At 68.2% G+C, this 20523-nt stretch carries 6 protein-coding genes, 1 tRNA gene and 3 rRNA genes; 1 reads left to right on the top strand and 9 read right to left on the bottom strand.

The genetic code is table 11. The annotated features are described in order from the left end of the window. Positions 1 to 3: 3 nt before the first annotated feature. From EMA09_RS22495 to EMA09_RS22475, 5 genes are all read right to left on the bottom strand, one after another. A complete protein-coding gene (locus tag EMA09_RS22495; RefSeq protein ID WP_129842792.1) occupies positions 4 to 1560 on the bottom strand; it encodes a radical SAM protein in 1557 nt (518 codons plus the stop codon). A 51-nt stretch (positions 1561 to 1611) separates the two neighbouring features. Further along, positions 1612 to 2445 (bottom strand): helix-turn-helix domain-containing protein, encoded by an 834-nt coding sequence (locus EMA09_RS22490; protein WP_129842791.1) that lies wholly within the window; start codon positions 2443 to 2445, stop codon positions 1612 to 1614. 319 nt (positions 2446 to 2764) lie between these two features. Further along, positions 2765 to 5491, bottom strand: a complete 2727-nt coding sequence (locus EMA09_RS22485) for a DNA translocase FtsK (RefSeq protein WP_129842790.1) — start codon at positions 5489 to 5491, stop codon at positions 2765 to 2767. Between the two features lie 94 nt (positions 5492 to 5585). Then, the gene (locus tag EMA09_RS22480; RefSeq protein ID WP_129842789.1) at positions 5586 to 6260 is read right to left on the bottom strand and encodes a response regulator; all 675 of its coding nucleotides are present in this window, start codon (positions 6258 to 6260) and stop codon (positions 5586 to 5588) included. Between the two features lie 385 nt (positions 6261 to 6645). Continuing rightward, entirely contained in the window at positions 6646 to 12054 is a 5409-nt protein-coding gene (locus EMA09_RS22475) for a HAMP domain-containing protein (RefSeq protein WP_129844197.1), read from the bottom strand. 356 nt (positions 12055 to 12410) lie between these two features. Between EMA09_RS22475 and EMA09_RS22470 the strand changes: the two genes are divergently transcribed. Beyond that, complete coding sequence (locus EMA09_RS22470; protein WP_129842788.1) at positions 12411 to 15020, top strand: SpoIIE family protein phosphatase; 2610 nt, start codon at positions 12411 to 12413, stop codon at positions 15018 to 15020. A 139-nt stretch (positions 15021 to 15159) separates the two neighbouring features. On the opposite strand, the gene EMA09_RS22465 is transcribed toward EMA09_RS22470, so the two are convergent. The 4 genes from EMA09_RS22465 to EMA09_RS22450 form a co-directional block, all read right to left on the bottom strand. Next, positions 15160 to 15232: transfer RNA gene (locus tag EMA09_RS22465), tRNA-Thr, on the bottom strand. 5 nt (positions 15233 to 15237) lie between these two features. Further along, positions 15238 to 15354, bottom strand: a 5S ribosomal RNA gene (gene rrf / locus EMA09_RS22460). 58 nt (positions 15355 to 15412) lie between these two features. Continuing rightward, positions 15413 to 18509: ribosomal RNA gene (locus EMA09_RS22455) — 23S ribosomal RNA — on the bottom strand. A 292-nt stretch (positions 18510 to 18801) separates the two neighbouring features. Continuing rightward, a 16S ribosomal RNA gene (locus tag EMA09_RS22450) occupies positions 18802 to 20331 on the bottom strand. Together the 16S, 23S and 5S rRNA genes with 1 tRNA gene alongside form the textbook arrangement of a ribosomal RNA operon. Between the last annotated feature and the right edge of the window lie 192 nt (positions 20332 to 20523).

The raw sequence follows: 20523 nt of genomic DNA, 5'->3' as shown, positions 1-20523 counted from the left end.
CTGTCACCGGGCCGCCCCGGCGCCGGGGCCGGGACGCAGCACGGCGACCAGATCGGCGCCCAGCGCGGCGATGATCTCGGTGTCCACGAACTGCCCCACGGCCGGCTTCTCCGCGCCCGCCGGGGCGACGACGACGGTCTGCCCGTCCGTCTCGGGACCCTGGTGCGCGCCCCGCCCGACCGCCACGGCCGCCAGGCCGTCCAGCTCGCCGGGGTCCAGGTCCTCCAGCGCGTCCAGGTCCTCCGGGTCGAGGGATTCGACCATGACCCGGGAGGGCTCGCCGACACGGTCCTCGGCACGCTGCGCGATCAGCTCGTCGGCCAGCCGGGAGAGGCGCGCCAGCCGTTCGGCGACGACCTCGGGATCGTGCTTGCCGTCGTAGCCCGCGGCCTCGGTGCCCTCCTCGTCCGAGTAGCCGAAGATCCCGATGGCGTCCAGCCGCGCGGCGGTCAGGAACCGTTCCAGCTCCTCGACGTCCTCCTCGGTCTCGCCGGGGAAGCCGACGATGAAGTTGGAGCGCACACCGGCCAGCGGCGCCTTCGACCTGATGGTCTCCAGGAGGCCGAGGAACCGCTCCGTGTCGCCGAACCGCCGCATGGCCCGCAGCACGCCCGGCGCGGAGTGCTGGAAGGACAGGTCGAAGTAGGGGGCGACCTTGTCCGTCCCGGTGAGGACGTCGATGAGCCCCGGGCGCATCTCGGCGGGCTGGAGGTAGCTCACGCGGACGCGTTCCAGGCCGTCGATCGCGGCGAGTTCGGGCAGCAGCGTCTCCAGGAGGCGGATGTCGCCGAGGTCCTTGCCGTAGGAGGTGTTGTTCTCCGAGACGAGCATGACCTCGCGCACGCCCTGCCCGGCGAGCCAGCGGGCCTCGTTCAGCACGTCGGAGGGGCGCCGGGAGATGAACGAGCCGCGGAACGAGGGGATCGCGCAGAAACTGCACCGGCGGTCGCAGCCGGACGCCAGCTTGACGGAGGCGACGGGGCTGTCGTCGAGCCGCCGGCGCAGCGGCGCGCGCGGTCCTGAGGCGGGCGCGACGCCGGGCGGCAGGTCCGTTATGGCGCCGGTGTCCACCGCCGGGGCCGCGCCGTGGCCGGGCAGCGCGACGTCCGTGCCCTGGCGGTCGGCGGGGCTGATGGGCAGCAGCCTGCGCCGGTCGCGCGGGACGTGCGGAGCGTGGACGCCGCCGCCGAGGATGGTCCGCAGGCGCTCGGAGATGTCGGCGTAGTCGTCGAAGCCGAGGACGGCGTCCGCCTCGGGCAGGGCGTCGGCGAGCTCCTTGCCGTACCGCTCCGCCATGCATCCGACGGCGACCACCGCGCGGGTGCGGCCGGGGCCTTCGGGACCCGACTTCAGCGCGCCGGCCTCCAGGAGGGCGTCGACGGAGTCCTTCTTCGCGGCGTCGACGAAGCCGCAGGTGTTGACGACGGCGACCTCGGCGTCGGCCGCGTCGTCCACGAGGTCCCAGCCGTCCGCGGCCAACCGCCCGGCCAGTTCTTCGGAATCCACCTCATTACGGGCACAACCAAGAGTGACCAGGGCGACGGTACGGCGTTCGGACATGGGCTCAGCCTACTTCGTCCCCGGCCGGACGCCTCCCCCCGCCCGCGGGGCTCATCCCTCCTCCGGGTCCCCGGGGGTGTAGGTGAGGCGCTGGACCTGCCCGTCGGTGAAGTCGCTCTCGATCTCCTTGCCGTTGACGTGCAGCCGGACGGCGCCCGCGTTGCCGAGGACCAGGTCGATGCGGTCGTCGTCGGTGAAGGTCTGGGAGTCACCCTCCTGCAGGACGCCCTCGAAGATGAGTCCGCCATTGCCGTCCTTGGCGGAGATCCAGCTGGAGCCGCCCTCGACGGCCACCCGGACGGTGACCTTGTCGGCGGGCGCGGCGGCGACGGCGCTCTCGGTGGCCTCGGGCTCCTCCGACTCGTCGGACCGGGTCGGCGGGGGCGCGGACGGCGCCTGCGCCTCCTCGTTGCCCCCGGCGACGCCGCCGGGACGCCCGGGGACGGGGGAGCCGTCGGCCGAGGCGCCGCCGTCCCCGCCGCCGCCGAAGAACGTGAAGCCGACGAACGCCACGACGGCCACGATGGCCGCCACCATGGCGGCCGTCCAGTTCGGGCGCCGGGGCTCGGGCCGGATGCGCTCCGCCTCGAACAGAGGTCCGGAGGAGAGGGTCCGCGGCTCCGGTTCGTGCTGCTCGTCGAACAGCTCGATCAGCTCGGCGGGGTCGAGCCCCACCGCGCGCGCGAGGCTGCGGATATGCCCGCGCGCGTAGACATCCCCACCACAGCGACTGAAATCGTCCGCTTCAATGGCATGGACGATCGGAATACGCACCCGAGTGGACGAACTGACGTCGTCCACGGTCAGCCGTGCGTCGATACGCGCCTGCTGAAGCAGCCGACCGACCGAACGCCGGTCCTCCGCTGCGGAGTTGCCTTGGGACACGGGGGCGCCTTTCGAGCGTGAAGCCGCGTGCTGTGCATATAAGTCTAGGGGCGCAGGGAAAGAATCAGGCAACCGGACCGGTCGTATCTGTCCGCCAACAGGATGGTCCGACCGCCCTCGGACGCGGCCGCCGGCCCCGACTCGCGGCCTGCCCGCCTAGGGTCTGTCCGGCGGATCTTGGCGCGGCTCGCGGCGTCGGATGCGGTGCATCGCAAGGCGCCGGATCGCAGCTCATACCCGACCGTATTCGCGCGATACGGCAACGCAGCGAGGTGCCGTAGCCGGCGTCGCGAGACAGGCAAGATTCGCCGGACAGGCCCTAGGCGTCCGCCTGCCCCCGGATCAGCGCGAGCACACCATCGAGTTCGTCCGGCTTCACCAGTACGTCCCGCGCCTTCGATCCCTCGCTCGGCCCGACCACGCCCCGCGACTCCATCAGGTCCATCAGCCGCCCGGCCTTCGCGAACCCGACACGGAGCTTCCGCTGGAGCATCGACGTGGACCCGAACTGCGTCGACACCACCAGCTCCGCGGCCTGGCACAGCAGGTCGAGGTCGTCGCCGATCTCCTCGTCGATCTCCTTCTTCCTGCCCGAGCCGACCGTCACGTCGTCCCGGAACACCGGCGCCATCTGCTCCTTGCAGTGCGCCACGACGGCGGCGATCTCCTCCTCCGTGACGAACGCGCCCTGCATGCGCACCGGCTTGTTCGCCCCCATCGGGAGGAACAGCCCGTCACCCTTCCCGATGAGCTTCTCCGCCCCCGGCTGGTCGAGGATCACACGGCTGTCGGCCAGCGACGAGGTCGCGAACGCCAGCCGGGACGGCACGTTCGCCTTGATCAGCCCGGTCACGACGTCGACGCTCGGCCGCTGCGTCGCCAGTACGAGGTGGATGCCGGCCGCGCGCGCGAGCTGTGTGATCCGCACGATGGCGTCCTCCACGTCGCGCGGCGCCACCATCATCAGGTCCGCCAGCTCGTCCACGATGACCAGCAGATACGGGTACGGCGCCAGCTCGCGCTCGCTGCCGGGCGGCGGGGTGGCCTTCCCCGCGCGCACCGCCGCGTTGAAGTCGTCGATGTGCCGGAAGCCGTACGCCGCCAGGTCGTCGTACCGCAGGTCCATCTCGCGCACCACCCACTGCAGCGCCTCGGCGGCCCGCTTGGGGTTGGTGATGATCGGGGTGATCAGGTGCGGGATGCCCTCGTACGCGGTCAGCTCGACGCGCTTGGGGTCGATCAGGACGAGCCGCACGTCCTCCGGCGTGGAACGCATCATCACCGAGCTGATCAGGCAGTTGACGCACGACGACTTGCCGGAGCCGGTGGCGCCGGCGACGAGCATGTGCGGCATCGTCGCCAGGTTGGCCATGACGTAGCCGCCCTCGACGTCCTTACCGAGCCCGACGACCAGCGGGTGCTCGTCGCCGACCGCGTCGGCCGTACGCAGGACGTCCCCCAGGTTGACCATCTCGCGGTCGCTGTTCGGGATCTCGATGCCCACGGCGGACTTGCCCGGGATGGGGCTGATGATCCGCACGTCGGGGCTCGCGACGGCGTAGGCGATGTTCTTGGTGAGCGCGGTGATCTTCTCGACCTTCACCGCCGGCCCCAGCTCGACCTCGTAGCGGGTGACGGTCGGACCGCGGGTGAAGCCCGTGACCCGCGCGTCCACCTTGAACTCGCCGAACACCGTCGTCAGCGCCTCGACGACGGCGTCGTTCGCCGCGCTGCGGGTCCGTCCCGGACCACCGCGCGTCAGCAGATCGAGGGACGGCAGCGCGTAGGTGATGTCCCCCGCGAGCTGGAGCTGCTCGGCCCGGGCGGGCAGCCGGTCGGCGGCGGGCTCGGGCGCGCGCTTGGTCAGGTCGGGCACGGCACCGGCCGGTGCTGCGGCGGGCTCGCCGCGCCCCGCCGTGGCCTCGTCCGCCCCCTCCCCGCCGGTCGCGACGCGTTTGCTGATCTCCGCGACCAGCGGCGACGGCTGCACCCCGTGCAGGACGGCGCCGTCCAGGGCGGCGGCCGCCGCGGCGGCGACGTCCACCGGGTCGGCCGCCGCCCGCGCGGGGCGCCGGCCCCGCCGCCGTGTCCCCGCCGCCGGCACGTCCTCCTCGTGGTGACCGCCGTCGCCGGCCGGGTCACCGCCGCCGTCGGGCCGCGTCCCGCGCCCGGACCGACGCCGCACCGGGCGCGGCTCCTCGTACCGGTACGTGTCACCGGGCACCGCCTCGGCCCAGTGGCCGGCGTCATCGTCGTCCGCCGGCTCCTCGAGCAGCCCGAGGCGCACCGCGCCCTCACGCAGCCGCCGCGGGATGGCGTTCACCGGCGTCGCCGTCACGACCAGCAGCCCGAAGACCGTGAGCAGCACCAGCAGCGCCGTCGCGAGGGGCTCTCCCACGGCCAGGATGAGCGGACGGGACGCGGCCCACCCGATGTGCCCGCCGGTGTCCCGCAGGGCCTGTGCGCCCTCGGAACGGCCCGGCGCGCCCGTCGCGATGTGGACAAGCCCCAGCACGCCGATCAGCAGCGCGGACAGGCCGATGACGATCCGCCCGTTCGCCTCCTGCTGCTCCGGGTGCCGGATCAGCCGCACCGCGAGGAAGCCGAGAACAAGGGGCAGCACGAGGTCGAGCCGGCCGAGCGCGCCGGTGACCAGCATGGTGACCAGCTCGCCGACCGGACCCTGCAGGTTGGACCAGGTGCCGGCCGCGACGACCAGTGCGAGGGCGATGAGGAGGAGCGCCAGCCCGTCCTTCCGGTGGGCCGGGTCGAGGCCCTTGGCACCGCGTCCGACGCCGCGCAGCAGAGCGCCGAGGGGGTGCGCGATACCGAGCCACACGCCGCGGACGACGCGGACGGCGAGATTGCGCCGCGGCGGCGCGGGCGCCGGTTTGGCCGCCGCCTTCTTCGCGGGGGCCTTCCCGGCCGGCGCGCCCTTCGGCGCCGCCTTCTTGGCCGCGGCCTTCTTCGCGGGGGCCGGCCTGCCGCCCGCTCCCGCACCGCCGCGCCCCTGTCGGGAACCCTTGCCGGACGTACGTGAGGCCATGGGGGTGAGCGTACCGGGGTCTCACTCCGCAGGCACGGAGCACACCCCCTGACCGACCGTCACGACGGGCGCCCCGCGGGCGGGGCGCCTCGCCTCAGCGGGAGTCGACCGAGGTCGCTTCGCCGGCGCCCGGCTGCAGCGCGTCCAGCGCGCGGCGCAGCCCGGCGAGCTTGCGCTCCAGGTGCGCCGCGGTGGACACGGCGGCGCTGCCGCCGGACTCGGCGACCTCCTTGGAGAGCACCTCCGCCTGCTCCTCGACGGCCGCGAGCCGGGCGGAGAGCTCGGGCAGGAGCCCGCCCGCACGGCGCTCGGCGTCCGTGGACTGGATGCCGCTGCTCTCCAGCTCGCGCCGCAACAGTTGTGCCTGTTCCCGCAGTTGCACGTTCTTCATGTGCAGGTCGACGAACACGGACACCTTCGCCCGCAGCACCCACGGGTCGAAGGGCTTCGAGATGTAGTCCACCGCACCGGCCGCGTAGCCGCGGAAGGTGTGGTGGGGACCGTGATTGATCGCGGTCAGGAAGATGATGGGGATGTCGCGGGTGCGCTCGCGCCGCTTGATGTGCGCGGCCGTCTCGAAGCCGTCCATGCCCGGCATCTGGACGTCGAGCAGGATCACCGCGAAGTCCTCTGTGAGCAGCGCCTTGAGCGCTTCCTCCCCTGACGATGCCCGGACCAGCGTCTGATCGAGCGCCGAGAGGATCGCCTCCAGCGCCAGCAGATTCTCGGGCCGGTCATCGACCAGGAGGATCTTGGCCTTCTGCACCATGGCCCCGTCCTCCTCGCCCCTGCGGCGCGGGAGCGCCGCCGTAGTGGACGGCTTGCTCAGCCGTCCGGTCCTGTGCCGGACATGTTGACATCCTCACCGGCACCCGTGCCAGCGAGCCCGGCCAGCCATGCGTCGGTCACGCGGCACCGTCCGGCGGTCCCCCGCGTCCTCGTGGGACGCCGGGTCTCCTCCGGTCCGGCCCCCGACATCACCGTCGCCCGCCCTGCCCGCTCGTCGAGCGGCGCAGCGCACAAGGCACCCGGTGATCAGCGCATTGCGCTGCGTCACGATATCACGCGCACCGGCACCCGGCGAACCACGCCGTTCACCAGCGGAACGGCCGGGGCCCGCGGATGGTTCCGCCCCGGCCGCCCCGTGGCGGACGTCACTCGTCGGCGCCCATCCACTGACTCATGACGGTCAACAGCTGTTCGTTGTCGACCGGTTTGGTCACATAGTCGGACGCGCCGGACTCGATGGTCTTCTCCCGGTCGCCCTTCATCGCCTTCGCCGTGAGCGCGATGATCGGCAGCCCGGCGAACTGCGGCATCCGCCGGATCGCTGCGGTCGTCGCGTATCCGTCCATCTCGGGCATCATGATGTCCATCAGCACCAGGACGACGTCCTCGTTCGACTCCAGGACCTCGATGCCCTCCCGGCCGTTCTCCGCGTACAGGACCCGCAGCCCGTGCTGTTCGAGGACGCTCGTGAGCGCGAAGACATTGCGCACGTCGTCGTCGACGATCAGCACCTTGCGGCCCTTGAACTGCCGGTACAGCCGCCTCAGCCGCGCCTCGTCGGCCGGCGCGGAATCCGCCGCGCGGCCACCGGCACTCTCCGCGCGTTCCCTGACACCGGCGGCCCCGTGCTCCTGGAACCGCTCACGGTGCCGCCGGGTCAGCGACTCGGCCGCCTGCTCCGCCGCGGCGGAGGCGCGCCGGCTGCCGGAATCCGCCTCGGCGGCCGGAGCGTCCGCCCGCTCACCGGCCTCCCCGCCACCGGCGGACGGCCCCGCCTCCAGCGCGCGGCCGGGACGCCGCCCCTCGATCGCCGGCGTCCCCCCGCCGAGCTGCCCGTACCCGGGCGGCGGCAACTCCGTGGGCTGCAGCGGCAGGTAGAGCGTGAAGGTGGACCCGCGCCCCGGCTCGCTCGCCGCGTGGATCTCCCCGCCGAGCAGCCGCGCGATCTCCCGGCTGATCGACAGCCCGAGGCCCGTACCGCCGTACTTGCGGCTCGTCGTCCCGTCGGCCTGCTTGAACGCCTCGAAGATCACCCGCATCTTGCTCGCCGCGATCCCGATACCGGTGTCCGACACGGCGAACGCGACCATCGGCGCGTCCGCCGCGAGCCCCGCGCCGTTCTCCAGGAGCTGGTCCCTGAGCTCCTGCGGCACCTCGGTGGTCACCGGCCGGATCACCAGCTCCACCGAACCCGCGTCGGTGAACTTGACCGCGTTCGACAGGAGGTTGCGCAGGACCTGCAGCAGCCGCTGCTCGTCCGTGTGGAGCGTCGCCGGCAGCTCCGGCGAGACCCGCACCGAGAACTCCAGGCTCTTCTCCGCCGTCAGCGGCCGGAACGACGCCTCGATGTAGTCCACGAGCTGCACCAGCGCGATCCGCGTCGGGCTGATGTCCATCTTGCCCGCCTCGACCTTCGACAGGTCGAGGATGTCGTTGATCAGCTGCAGCAGGTCGGAGCCCGCGCCGTGGATCGTCTCGGCGAACTCCACCTGCTTCGGCGACAGATTCCCCTCGGCGTTGTCGGCGAGCAGCTTCGCCAGGATCAGCAGCGAGTTCAGCGGGGTGCGCAGCTCGTGCGACATGTTCGCCAGGAACTCGGACTTGTACCGCATCGACACGGCCAGTTGCTCGGCCCGCTCCTGCAGACCACGCCGCGCCTCCTCGATCTCCGAGTTCTTCACCTCGATGCGGCGGTTGGTCTGCGCCAGGAGGTCAGCCTTCTCCCGCAGCTCCGAGTTGGACTCCTGCAGGGCCTTGCGCTGCTCCTCCAGCTCATCCGTCTGGAGCTTGAGCTTGTCCGCGAGCTTCCGCGATCCCTGGAGCAGCAACTCCGTACGGGTGTTGACCGCGATCGTGTTGACGCTCGTCGCGATCATCTCGGCCATCTGTCCGAGGAAGTCGCGCTCGATCTGCGTGAACGGCTTGAACGAGGCCAGCTCCAGCACACCGAGCACGCGCCCCTCGAACAGCACCGGCAGCGCCACGACGAACACCGGCGGCGCCTCGCCGAGCCCGGAGGAGATCTTGAGATACCCCTCAGGCGTCGGCCCGAACGCGATCATCTTCCGCTCGTCGGCCGCCGTGCCCACCAGCGACTCGCGCGGGCGGAACGACATCGTCTGGAAGCCCGACGGGTACCCGTAGCTGCCGATCATCCGCAGCTCGTACGCGTCCGGGTCGATCTCCTCCTCCTCGGACGTGCCGACGACGTCGCCGTCCGTCTGCACCGCAAGGAAGAACGCGCCGTGCTGCGCCGTCACCGCGGGCACCAGCTCGCTCATGACGAGGCTCGCCACGTCCTTGAGGTCGCGCCGCCCCTGGAGCAGCGCCGAGATCCGCGCGAGATTGCTCTTGAGCCAGTCCGTCTCCTTGTTGGCGAGCGTCGTCTCCCGCAGGTTGATGATCATCTTGTTGACGCTCTCCTGGACGGTCAGGATCTCGCCCGCCGCGTCCATGTCGATGCGCACGTTGTGGTCACCGCGGTCGACGAACTCGGCGACCCGCGCGATGCCCCGCATCTGACGCGTCAGGTTGGCCGCCATCTCGTTCATGGAGTCCGTGAGGTCGTTCCAGGTGCCGGCCACCCCCGGCACCCGCGCCTGACCGCCGAGCCGCCCCTCCGTACCCACCTCGCGGGCGACCCTCGTCACCTGCTCGGCGAACAGCGAGAGCTGGTCCACCATCGTGTTGAGCGTCTGCTTCAGCTCGAAGATCTCACCGCGCGCGTCGATGTCCATCTTCTTGGTCAGGTCACCCTGCGCGATGGCCGTCGTGACCATCCGGATGTTGCGGACCTGCCCGGTCAGGTTGGACGCCATGCGGTTCACGGACTCGGTCAGGTCACGCCACGTCCCGGAGACGCCGGGCACCTTCGCCTGCCCGCCGAGTCGGCCCTCCGTGCCCACCTCGCGGGCCACGCGGGTCACCTCGGCGGCGAACGACGACAGCGTCGTCACCATCCGGTTCACCGTGTCGGCGAGCTGCGCGACCTCGCCGCTGGCCTCGACCGTCACCTTCTTGGACAGGTCACCGTTGGCCACCGCCGTGGCGACCTCCGAGATGTTCCGCACCTGGGTGGTGAGGTTGCGGGCCATGAGGTTCACATTGTCGGTGAGCGCCTTCCAGGTGCCCGAGACCCCGCGCACCTGCGCCTGGCCCCCGAGCTTGCCCTCCGTACCCACCTCACGGGCCACCCGCGTCACCTGGTCCGCGAACGACGAGAGCTGGTCCACCATCGTGTTCACCGTGGTGACGAGGACCAGGATCTCGCCGCGCGCGTCGACCGTGATCTTCTTCGTCAGGTCGCCCTGCGCCACGGCGGTCGTGACCTGGGCGATGTTCCGCACCTGGTCGGTCAGGTTGTTCGCCATGCTGTTGACGGACTCCGTGAGGTCACGCCACGTGCCGGCGACGCCCTCGACCTGCGCCTGACCGCCCAGGCGCCCCTCCGTACCCACCTCGACGGCGACCCGGGTCACCTGCTCGGCGAACGAGGAGAGCTGGTCCACCATCGTGTTCAGCGTCTCCTTGAGGCCGAGGATCTCGCCCCGCGCGTCCACGGTGATCCGCTGCGTCAGGTCACCCCGAGCGACCGCCGTGGCGACCTGGGCGATGTTCCGCACCTGATCGGTCAGGTTGTTCGCCATCCCGTTCACGGAGTCCGTCAGGTCACGCCACGTCCCGGCCACACCGGACACCTGTGCCTGACCGCCCAGGCGGCCCTCCGTCCCCACCTCGCGGGCCACCCGCGTCACCTGGTCGGCGAACGAGGAGAGCTGGTCCACCATCGTGTTGACGGTGGTCTTCAGCTCCAGGATCTCGCCGCGCGCGTCGACGGCGATCTTCTGCGTCAGGTCGCCCCGCGCGACCGCCGTCGTGACCTGCGCGATGTTGCGGACCTGGTCGGTCAGGTTCGACGCCATGCGGTTCACCGAGTCGGTGAGCGCCTTCCAGGTGCCGCTGACACCGACGACCTGCGCCTGGCCGCCGAGCCGCCCCTCGATGCCCACCTCGGTGGCGACCCGCGTCACCTGGTCCGCGAACGACGAGAGCTGGTCCACCATCGTGTTGACCGTGCTCTTGAGCTCCAGCATCTCGCCGGAAACGTCCACGGTGACCTTCTGCGACAGATCACCGTTCGCCACCGCCGTCGTCACCTGGGCGATGTTGCGGACCTGGCCCGTGAGGTTGCGGAACGCCGTGTTCACGGAGTCGGTGAGGTCCTTCCACGCGCCCGCGACCCCGAGGACGGACGCCTGACCGCCGAGCACACCCTCGTCGCCGATCTCCCGCGCGACCCGCGTGACCTCCGACTGGAAGGACGAGAGCTGGTCGACCATCCGGTTCACCGTGCTCTTGAGCTCCAGCATCTCGCCGGAAACATCCACCGTGACCTTCTGCGACAGATCACCGTTCGCCACCGCCGTCGTCACCTGGGCGATGTCGCGGACCTGCGCCGTCAAATTGCGGAAGGCGGTGTTGACGGAGTCCGTCAGCTCCTTCCACACCCCGGCCACGCCCTGCACACGGGCCTGCCCGCCGAGCGTCCCGTCCGTACCGATCTCGGTGGCCGTGCGCGTCACCTCGTCGGCGAACGACTGGAGGGTGAGCGTCATGTTGTTGATCGTGTCGGCGAGCTGCGCGACCTCGCCGCGCGCCCTGACCGTGATCTTCTGGGACAGGTCGCCGTTGGCCACGGCCGTGGTGACCTGCGCGATCTCACGGACCTGCTTCGTCAGGTTCCCGGCCATGGTGTTGACCGAGTCGGTGAGGTCCTTCCAGACACCCGCGACGTTCTTGACCTGCGCCTGCCCGCCGAGCACACCGTCCGTACCGACCTCACGGGCCACCCGCGTGACCTCGGACTGGAACGAGGAGAGCTGGTCCACCATGGTGTTCACGGTGTCCTTGAGCTCCAGCATCTCGCCCGCCACATGGACGGTGACCTTCCGCGAGAGGTCGCCCTCGTTGACGGCCTTGGTGACGGTCGAGATGTCCCGGACCTGGGCCGTGAGACGGGCCGCCATCGTGTTGACGGAGTCGGTGAGGCCCTTCCACGAGCCGGACATGCCCCGCACCCTGGCCTGGCCGCCGAGCTTCCCCTCGGTGCCGACCTCACGGGCCACCCGCGTGACCTCGTCGGTGAACTGCGAGAGGTGGTCGACGAGCCCGTTGACGGTACGCCCGACCCGCAGGAACTCACCGCGCAGCGGCCGGCCCGTCCCGTCCCTCGCCTCGACCCGCAGTTCCATGCGCTGTTCGAGATCGCCCTCGGCGACCGCCGTGAGGACCCGCCCGACCTCCGACATGGGCCGCACGAGGTCGTCCACGAGGTCGTTCGCGTCGTCGACGGCCCTGCCCCACGCGCCCTCGAGGACGCCCGTCTCCATGCGCTCGGTGAGCTTGCCCTCCCGGCCGACGAGCCGCCGTACGGACGAGAGCTGTCCGGTCAGGTGCAGGCCGCGGTCGGCGACCTGGTTGTAGACGGCCGCGATCTCCGCCATCGGCCCCTCACCGACGACGGTGAGGCGTTTGCGCATGTTGCCGTCCCGCATGGCCTCGAGCGCGGAGAGCAGCCGGTCGAGGGCGGCGGCGTCGACTTCGACGGTGCCGCCGGCCCGGGACCTCTTCGCCCGCGCACGGGTACCACCGTGCGCCACCGCTCCCTCAGCCACCACTGTGTCCCTCCCGCGGGATCGACCTCGGCCCCGCGATTCCCACGCCGGGCTCCTCCAGTGTTTCACTCCCGACCGACGGGGCGATAACAGTTCGGCAGCATCACACACCTCTGGTTCCCGTTCCGGGCGAAATCAGCGGATGCGCCGCCCGGTGGTGCCCCGGACGTCAGTAACCTGGCACCTGACCGCCGAAGCGGGCGGCAGCCTCTTACCGAGCACCTCTGGGGGAGCACGTGATCACCGCGCGAGCTGCGGCCACCTTCGAGCCGGTCGGCCGCTCGGTCGCCACCGCGCGCGGCTTCGTCCGGGACACCCTCCAGGGCTGGGGCCTCACCGAGCTGAGCGAGGACGCCGTCGTCCTCACGAGCGAACTCGTCACCAACGCCGTCGTCCACGCCGGCACGACCGCCGAGGTCCGCTGCCTGCGCGAGCGGGACGGCGTCCGCATCGAGGTCGTGGACCGGCATCCGGAGCGCGAGCTGCCCATCGGCGAGGTCGGCCGCGGCCGCCCTGATCTCAGCAGCGAGGGCGGCCGCGGCCTGCTGCTGTGCGCGGCGCTCGCCTCCCGTTGGGGGGTGGACTACACAGCCGTCGACAAGTGCGTGTGGTTCCGCCTGGACCAGCAGGCCGTCCCGGTGGGCACCCGCTCCGCCGGGCCGGTGCTGCCCGTGGAGTCGCTGCCCGTGGCCGACAGCCGGGTCCGCGTCGCCGTCGTCCAGGTCGACAGCGACGACGCCGTCACCTCCTGGAACGAGGACGCCAGGCAGCTCTTCGGTTACGCGCCGGAGCAGGTCGTCGGCCGGCCGCTCGGCGATGTCGTCGCCTGGCCCCAGACCCCCGGCACCGGCACCGGTATCGCCGAGGCCCTCGCCCTGTCCCGCTGGGAGGGCACCTACGGCCTGCGCGACGCCCACGGCCGCACCGTCCCGGTGTATGCCTGCCACCTCCGCGTGCGCGACAGCGACGGCGAGCCGTCCACCGTGTGCCTCATCGTCCGGGACGAGGAGCGCGCCGTGCTCCTGAGCCCGGTGCGCCTGCCCCTGCACAGCGGCGCGGCCGAGGCGCTGGAGCGGTCCGGCGACCCGCTGGACGGCCTCATCGGCGGCCCTCCGCCGGACGACCTCGACGGCCTCCTGCAGCGCACGGTCGAGCGTGCCCGCGACATGCTCGGCGGGGACGCCGCGTTCCTGCTGCTTGCGACCGACGACGAGACGGAGCTCGAGGTCCGCGCGACGACCGGCCTCCCGTCGGCCCGCCAGCGCTTCGCCCGGGTACCGGTCGAGACGAGCAACGGCCGTTACGGTTCGGCGCGCATGCCCGCCGTCCACGAGGACCTGGCGACCGTGCCGGGAGCCGTGCCGCTGCTGTCGGGCACGGGGATGCACGCGGTCGTGATCGTGCCGCTGAAGGTGGAGGGCCGGCTGACGGGTTCGCTCGGTGTGGCCTCCGAGACGCCCGGCCGCTACAGCAACGAGGAGGCCCTCCGCCTCCAGTTCGCGGCGGACCGGATCGCGCTCGCGGTGGAGTCGGCGCGGCTGACCGAGCTGGAGCGGCTGCGCCGCGGCTCCCTCGCGTTCCTGGTGGAGGCGTCCGAGCTGCTCGCCGGCACCCTCGACCGCAACCAGACGCTGGCCCTCATGGCACAGATGACGGTCCCGACCCTCGCGACCTGGTGCGCGGTCTACACGATCTCCGAATTCGGCGAACCGGTGCTGTCGTACGTCCTGCACGAGGACGAGGACCGCATCGACGGCATCAAGGCACTGCTCAAGCGCGTCGAGCCGCCGGATCCCGACGTGACGCTCGGGGTCCGCCGCTGGTCGGCACCGGCGGACGCGGCGCACAACACGGCGTTGCGCAGTTCCCTGCGCAGTCTTGCGCTGGGCGGGCTGCCGTCCGCTCCCGAACCTCCGGGCGCGAGCCTGTCCACGGCGCAGGCCGTGGGCGGTGAGACGGTGGTCCTGCCGCTGATCGCGAGGAACCGCGTCATCGGGCTGCTGGCGCTCGGCAAGCCGACGGAGGAGCGGTTCCGCCAGGACATCATGGAGCTGGCCGAGGACCTGTCGCGCCGGGCCGCCCTCGCCCTGGACAACGCCAGGCTCTACAGCGAGCGCACGGCGATCAGCCAGTCGTTGCAGCGCAGCCTCCTGCCGCCGGCGATGCCCTCGATCGCGGGCGTCGAGGTGGAGGTCATCTACCGCGCCGCCGGCGAGGGCAACGAGGTCGGCGGTGACTTCTACGACGTCTTCCCGATCCGGGAGGGCGCGTACGGGTTCGCCATCGGCGACGTGTGCGGTACCGGGCCGCAGGCCGCCGCGGTGACGGGTCTCGCGCGGCATGCGCTGCGGCTGCTCGCGCGGGAGGGGCTCGGTGGCCCGGCGGTCCTGGAGCGACTGAACGCCGCCATCCTCGAAGAGGGCGACCGCGCGCGGTTCCTGACGCTGCTCTACGGCGAGTTGTGGCCGCAGGAGGAGGGCGGCGCACTGCTCAGGATGGTGTGCGCCGGGCATCCGCTGCCGCTGCGTCTGACGCCGGACGGAACGGTGAGCCCGGCAGCCGGACCGCAGCCGCTGCTGGGCGTGATGGACGACCTGGAGCTGTACGAGCAGACGTCGAAGCTCGATCCCGGGGACGTTCTCCTGTGTGTGACCGACGGGGTGACGGAGCGTCGGGAGGGCACGCGGATGCTGGGGGACGACGGCCTCGCGGACGTGCTGAGTTCGTGCACCGGGATGACGGCCGGGGCGGTCGCGGCCCGGGTACTGCGGGCGGTGGAGCGTTTCGCGTCCGATCCGCCGTCGGACGACATGGCGATCCTGACGCTGCGCATGCCCGAACTCTGAGGGCAACGGCCGGACTTCGGCCTCCGCGTGTCGTTCTCCCGCCGGCCGGGGAGTGTTCCCGGCCGGTACGACCGTGCGGCCACGAGCATGCATGAGGGCATGAAAAAAGCTCCCACCCGGAGGTGAGAGCTTTCTGCTGAGCCCCAAAACGGAATCGAACCGTTGACCTTCTCCTTACCATGGAGACGCTCTGCCGACTGAGCTATTGGGGCAATATGTCCGGCGGTGACCTACTCTCCCACACGGTCCCCCATGCAGTACCATCGGCGCTGGAGAGCTTAGCTTCCGGGTTCGGAATGTAACCGGGCGTTTCCTCTCCGCCATGACCACCGGAACACCCATGGGTGCACCAGCCAGGCCGGCTTCGAACTTCACAGTGGACGCGAGCATCTATGGACAAGCCCTCGGCCTATTAGTACCGGTCAACTCCACCCCTCACAGGGCTTCCATCTCCGGCCTATCAACCCGCTCGTCAAACGGGGGCCTTACCCCATCAAAGTGGGTGGGAGTCCTCATCTCGAAGCAGGCTTCCCGCTTAGATGCTTTCAGCGGTTATCCCTCCCGAACGTAGCCAACCAGCCATGCCCTTGGCAGGACAACTGGCACACCAGAGGTTCGTCCGTCCCGGTCCTCTCGTACTAGGGACAGCCCTTCTCAAGACTCCAACGCGCACAGCGGATAGGGACCGAACTGTCTCACGACGTTCTAAACCCAGCTCGCGTACCGCTTTAATGGGCGAACAGCCCAACCCTTGGGACCAACTCCAGCCCCAGGATGCGACGAGCCGACATCGAGGTGCCAAACCATCCCGTCGATACGGACTCTTGGGGAAGATCAGCCTGTTATCCCCGGGGTACCTTTTATCCGATGAGCGACGGCGCTCCCACAAGCCACCGCCGGATCACTAGTCCCTGCTTTCGCACCTGCTCGACCCGCCAGTCTCACAGTCAAGCTCCCTTGTGCACTTACACTCACCACCTGATAACCAACCAGGCTGAGGGAACCTTTGGGCGCCTCCGTTACTCTTTAGGAGGCAACCGCCCCAGTTAAACTACCCACCAGACACTGTCCCCGATCCGGATCACGGACCCAGGTTAGACATCCAGCACGACCAGAGTGGTATTTCAACAACGACTCCACCCAAGCTGGCGCTCAAGCTTCACAGTCTCCCACCTATCCTACACAAGCCGAACCGAACACCAATATCAAGCTATAGTAAAGGTCCCGGGGTCTTTCCGTCCTGCTGCGCGAAACGAGCATCTTTACTCGTAATGCAATTTCACCGGGCCTATGGTTGAGACAGTCGAGAAGTCGTTACGCCATTCGTGCAGGTCGGAACTTACCCGACAAGGAATTTCGCTACCTTAGGATGGTTATAGTTACCACCGCCGTTTACTGGCGCTTAAGTTCCCAGCCTCGCCCCCGAAAGAGCTAACCGGTCCCCTTAACGTTCCAGCACCGGGCAGGCGTCAGTCCGTATACATCGCCTTACAGCTTCGCACGGACCTGTGTTTTTAGTAAACAGTCGCTTCTCGCTGGTCTCTGCGGCCACCCCCAGCTCCAACCGAAAAGGTCTTCACCAGAAGCGGCCCCCCTTCTCCCGAAGTTACGGGGGCAATTTGCCGAGTTCCTTAACCATAGTTCACCCGAACGCCTCGGTATACTCTACCTGACCACCTGAGTCGGTTTCGGGTACGGGCCACCATGAAACATCGCTAGAGGCTTTTCTCGACAGCATAGGATCATCCACTTCACCACAATCGGCTCCGCATCAGGCCTCACCCACATGTCGCACGGATTTACCTGCACGACGGGCCACACCCTTACCCCGGGACAACCACCGCCCGGGATGGACTACCTTCCTGCGTCACCCCATCACTCACCTACTACCCCCTCGGACCACCGGCTCCACCACCACACCACCCGAAGGCAACATGGGGCTTCACGGGCTTAGCATCAGGAGATTCAGCGCTGGCGCTTCACAGCGGGTACCGGAATATCAACCGGTTATCCATCGACTACGCCTGTCGGCCTCGCCTTAGGCCCCGACTTACCCTGGGCAGATCAACTTGACCCAGGAACCCTTAGTCAATCGGCGCACACGTTTCTCACGTGCGTATCGCTACTCATGCCTGCATTCTCACTCGCGTACCGTCCACGACACCCTTACAAGGCCGCTTCACCCAGCACACGACGCTCCCCTACCCATCGCTTACGCGATGACACGACTTCGGCGGTGTACTTGAGCCCCGCTACATTATCGGCGCAGAATCACTCGACCAGTGAGCTATTACGCACTCTTTCAAGGGTGGCTGCTTCTAAGCCAACCTCCTGGCTGTCTCTGCGACTCCACATCCTTTCCCACTTAGCACACGCTTAGGGGCCTTAGTCGATGCTCTGGGCTGTTTCCCTCTCGACCATGGAGCTTATCCCCCACAGTCTCACTGCCGTCCTTCACTTGCCGGCATTCGGAGTTTGGCTAAGGTCAGTAACCCGGTAAGGCCCATCACCTATCCAGTGCTCTACCTCCGACAAGAAACAAACGACGCTGCACCTAAATGCATTTCGGGGAGAACCAGCTATCACGGAGTCTGATTGGCCTTTCACCCCTAACCACAGGTCATCCCCCAGATTTTCAACTCTGGTGGGTTCGGGCCTCCACGCAGTCTTACCCACGCTTCACCCTGCCCATGGCTAGATCACCCCGCTTCGGGTCTAGGGCATGCTACTCAAACGCCCTCTTCGGACTCGCTTTCGCTACGGCTCCCCACCACAGGTTAACCTCGCAACACACCGCAAACTCGCAGGCTCATTCTTCAAAAGGCACGCAGTCACGACAGTGCATGCAAGCACACACTGCGACGCTCCCACGGCTTGTAGGCACACGGTTTCAGGTACTATTTCACTCCGCTCCCGCGGTACTTTTCACCATTCCCTCACGGTACTATCCACTATCGGTCACCAGGGAATATTTAGGCTTAACGGGTGGTCCCGCCAGATTCACACAGGATTTCTCGGGCCCCGTGCTACTTGGGAAACACACAAGGAAGCCATCATGATTTCGCCTACGGGGGTCTTACCCTCTACGCCGGGCCTTTCGCATGCCCTTCGACTACCACAATGGTTTCTCACTCCCCCAGCTGCCGGCAGACAACTGAAGTGCGCTCCCACAACCCCGCCTGCGCAACCCCTGCCGGGTATCACACACAAACGGTTTAGCCTCCTCCGGTTTCGCTCACCACTACTCCCGGAATCACGGTTGTTTTCTCTTCCTGCGGGTACTGAGATGTTTCACTTCCCCGCGTTCCCTCCACACCGCCTATACATTCAGCGGCAGGTGACAGCCCATGACGACTGCCGGGTTTCCCCATTCGGAAACCCCCGGATCACAGCTTGGTTGACAACTCCCCGGGGACTATCGTGGCCTCCCACGTCCTTCATCGGTTCCTGGTACCAAGGCATCCACCGTGCGCCCTTAACAACTTGGCCACAGATGCTCGCGTCCACTGTGCAATTCTCAACCACCAACCAGTCCGCCCCCCTCACCCTCACAGGCAAAGGAGGCCCTGGCACACCCGAAGACAACAACCGCCCAGCGGCCGTGCCCTCAGACACCCAACAGCGTGCCCAGCCGGCCAGCACCACCCACCGCGCTTTCCCCACCCACCCGAAGGAGGGCCGTACTCACACAATCAGCAGCAACCAGCCAACCGAATAGTCAATGTTCCACCCATGAGCAACCGCTCGGGACATCCGCCCGAGACCGGCTTGTGCTCCTTAGAAAGGAGGTGATCCAGCCGCACCTTCCGGTACGGCTACCTTGTTACGACTTCGTCCCAATCGCCAGTCCCACCTTCGACAGCTCCCTCCCACAAGGGGTTAGGCCACCGGCTTCGGGTGTTACCGACTTTCGTGACGTGACGGGCGGTGTGTACAAGGCCCGGGAACGTATTCACCGCAGCAATGCTGATCTGCGATTACTAGCGACTCCGACTTCATGGGGTCGAGTTGCAGACCCCAATCCGAACTGAGACCGGCTTTTTGAGATTCGCTCCACCTCACGGCATCGCAGCTCATTGTACCGGCCATTGTAGCACGTGTGCAGCCCAAGACATAAGGGGCATGATGACTTGACGTCGTCCCCACCTTCCTCCGAGTTGACCCCGGCAGTCTCCCGTGAGTCCCCAACCACCCCGAAGGATGTTGCTGGCAACACAGGACAAGGGTTGCGCTCGTTGCGGGACTTAACCCAACATCTCACGACACGAGCTGACGACAGCCATGCACCACCTGTACACCGACTCAAAGAGGGCGCCCATCTCTGGACGTTTCCGGCGTATGTCAAGCCTTGGTAAGGTTCTTCGCGTTGCGTCGAATTAAGCCACATGCTCCGCCGCTTGTGCGGGCCCCCGTCAATTCCTTTGAGTTTTAGCCTTGCGGCCGTACTCCCCAGGCGGGGCACTTAATGCGTTAGCTACGGCACGGACGACGTGGAATGCCGCCCACACCTAGTGCCCACCGTTTACAGCGTGGACTACCAGGGTATCTAATCCTGTTCGCTCCCCACGCTTTCGCTCCTCAGCGTCAGTATCGGCCCAGAGACCCGCCTTCGCCACCGGTGTTCCTCCTGATATCTGCGCATTCCACCGCTACACCAGGAATTCCAGTCTCCCCTGCCGAACTCTAGCCTGCCCGTATCGACTGCAGACCCGGGGTTAAGCCCCGGGCTTTCACAACCGACGCGACAAGCCGCCTACGAGCTCTTTACGCCCAATAATTCCGGACAACGCTTGCACCCTACGTATTACCGCGGCTGCTGGCACGTAGTTAGCCGGTGCTTCTTCTGCAGGTACCGTCACTTGCGCTTCTTCCCTGCTGAAAGAGGTTTACAACCCGAAGGCCGTCATCCCTCACGCGGCGTCGCTGCATCAGGCTTTCGCCCATTGTGCAATATTCCCCACTGCTGCCTCCCGTAGGAGTCTGGGCCGTGTCTCAGTCCCAGTGTGGCCGGTCACCCTCTCAGGCCGGCTACCCGTCGTCGCCTTGGTAGGCCACTACCCCACCAACAAGCTGATAGGCCGCGGGCCCATCCCACACCGCAAAAGCTTTCCACTCGAGGCCATGCGACCACGAGTCCTATCCGGTATTAGACCCAGTTTCCCAGGCTTATCCCAGAGTGCAGGGCAGATTACCCACGTGTTACTCACCCGTTCGCCACTAATCCCCGGCCGAAACCGGTTCATCGTTCGACTTGCATGTGTTAAGCACGCCGCCAGCGTTCGTCCTGAGCCAGGATCAAACTCTCCGTGAATGTATGAATCATCCACACGAGTCTGCCTCGCGTTAGAAATAAAACATTGGCATTGACTTTTGGCACACTGTTGAGTTCTCAAGGAACGGACGCTTCCTTCGAAACCCTCTCGGGCCTCTCCGGGCTCTTCCCTTCGGTACTGCCTCGCCTCTGGTGGCGGCCCGGCCAGTTGGCCTCGGCCGGTTCCCCGTG

Origin of the sequence: Streptomyces sp. RFCAC02, from assembly GCF_004193175.1 — a bacterium.
Lineage (GTDB): Bacteria > Actinomycetota > Actinomycetes > Streptomycetales > Streptomycetaceae > Streptomyces.
This window is presented reverse-complemented; position numbering and strand designations above follow the sequence as displayed.

Coding starts and splice junctions, on each gene's coding strand:
- EMA09_RS22495 (WP_129842792.1), bottom strand. CDS start 1,560: ATGTCCGAACGCCGTACCGTCGCCCTGGTCACTCTTGGTTGTGCCCGT.
- EMA09_RS22485 (WP_129842790.1), bottom strand. CDS start 5,491: ATGGCCTCACGTACGTCCGGCAAGGGTTCCCGACAGGGGCGCGGCGGT.
- EMA09_RS22480 (WP_129842789.1), bottom strand. CDS start 6,260: ATGGTGCAGAAGGCCAAGATCCTCCTGGTCGATGACCGGCCCGAGAAT.
- EMA09_RS22475 (WP_129844197.1), bottom strand. CDS start 12,054: ATGCGGGACGGCAACATGCGCAAACGCCTCACCGTCGTCGGTGAGGGG.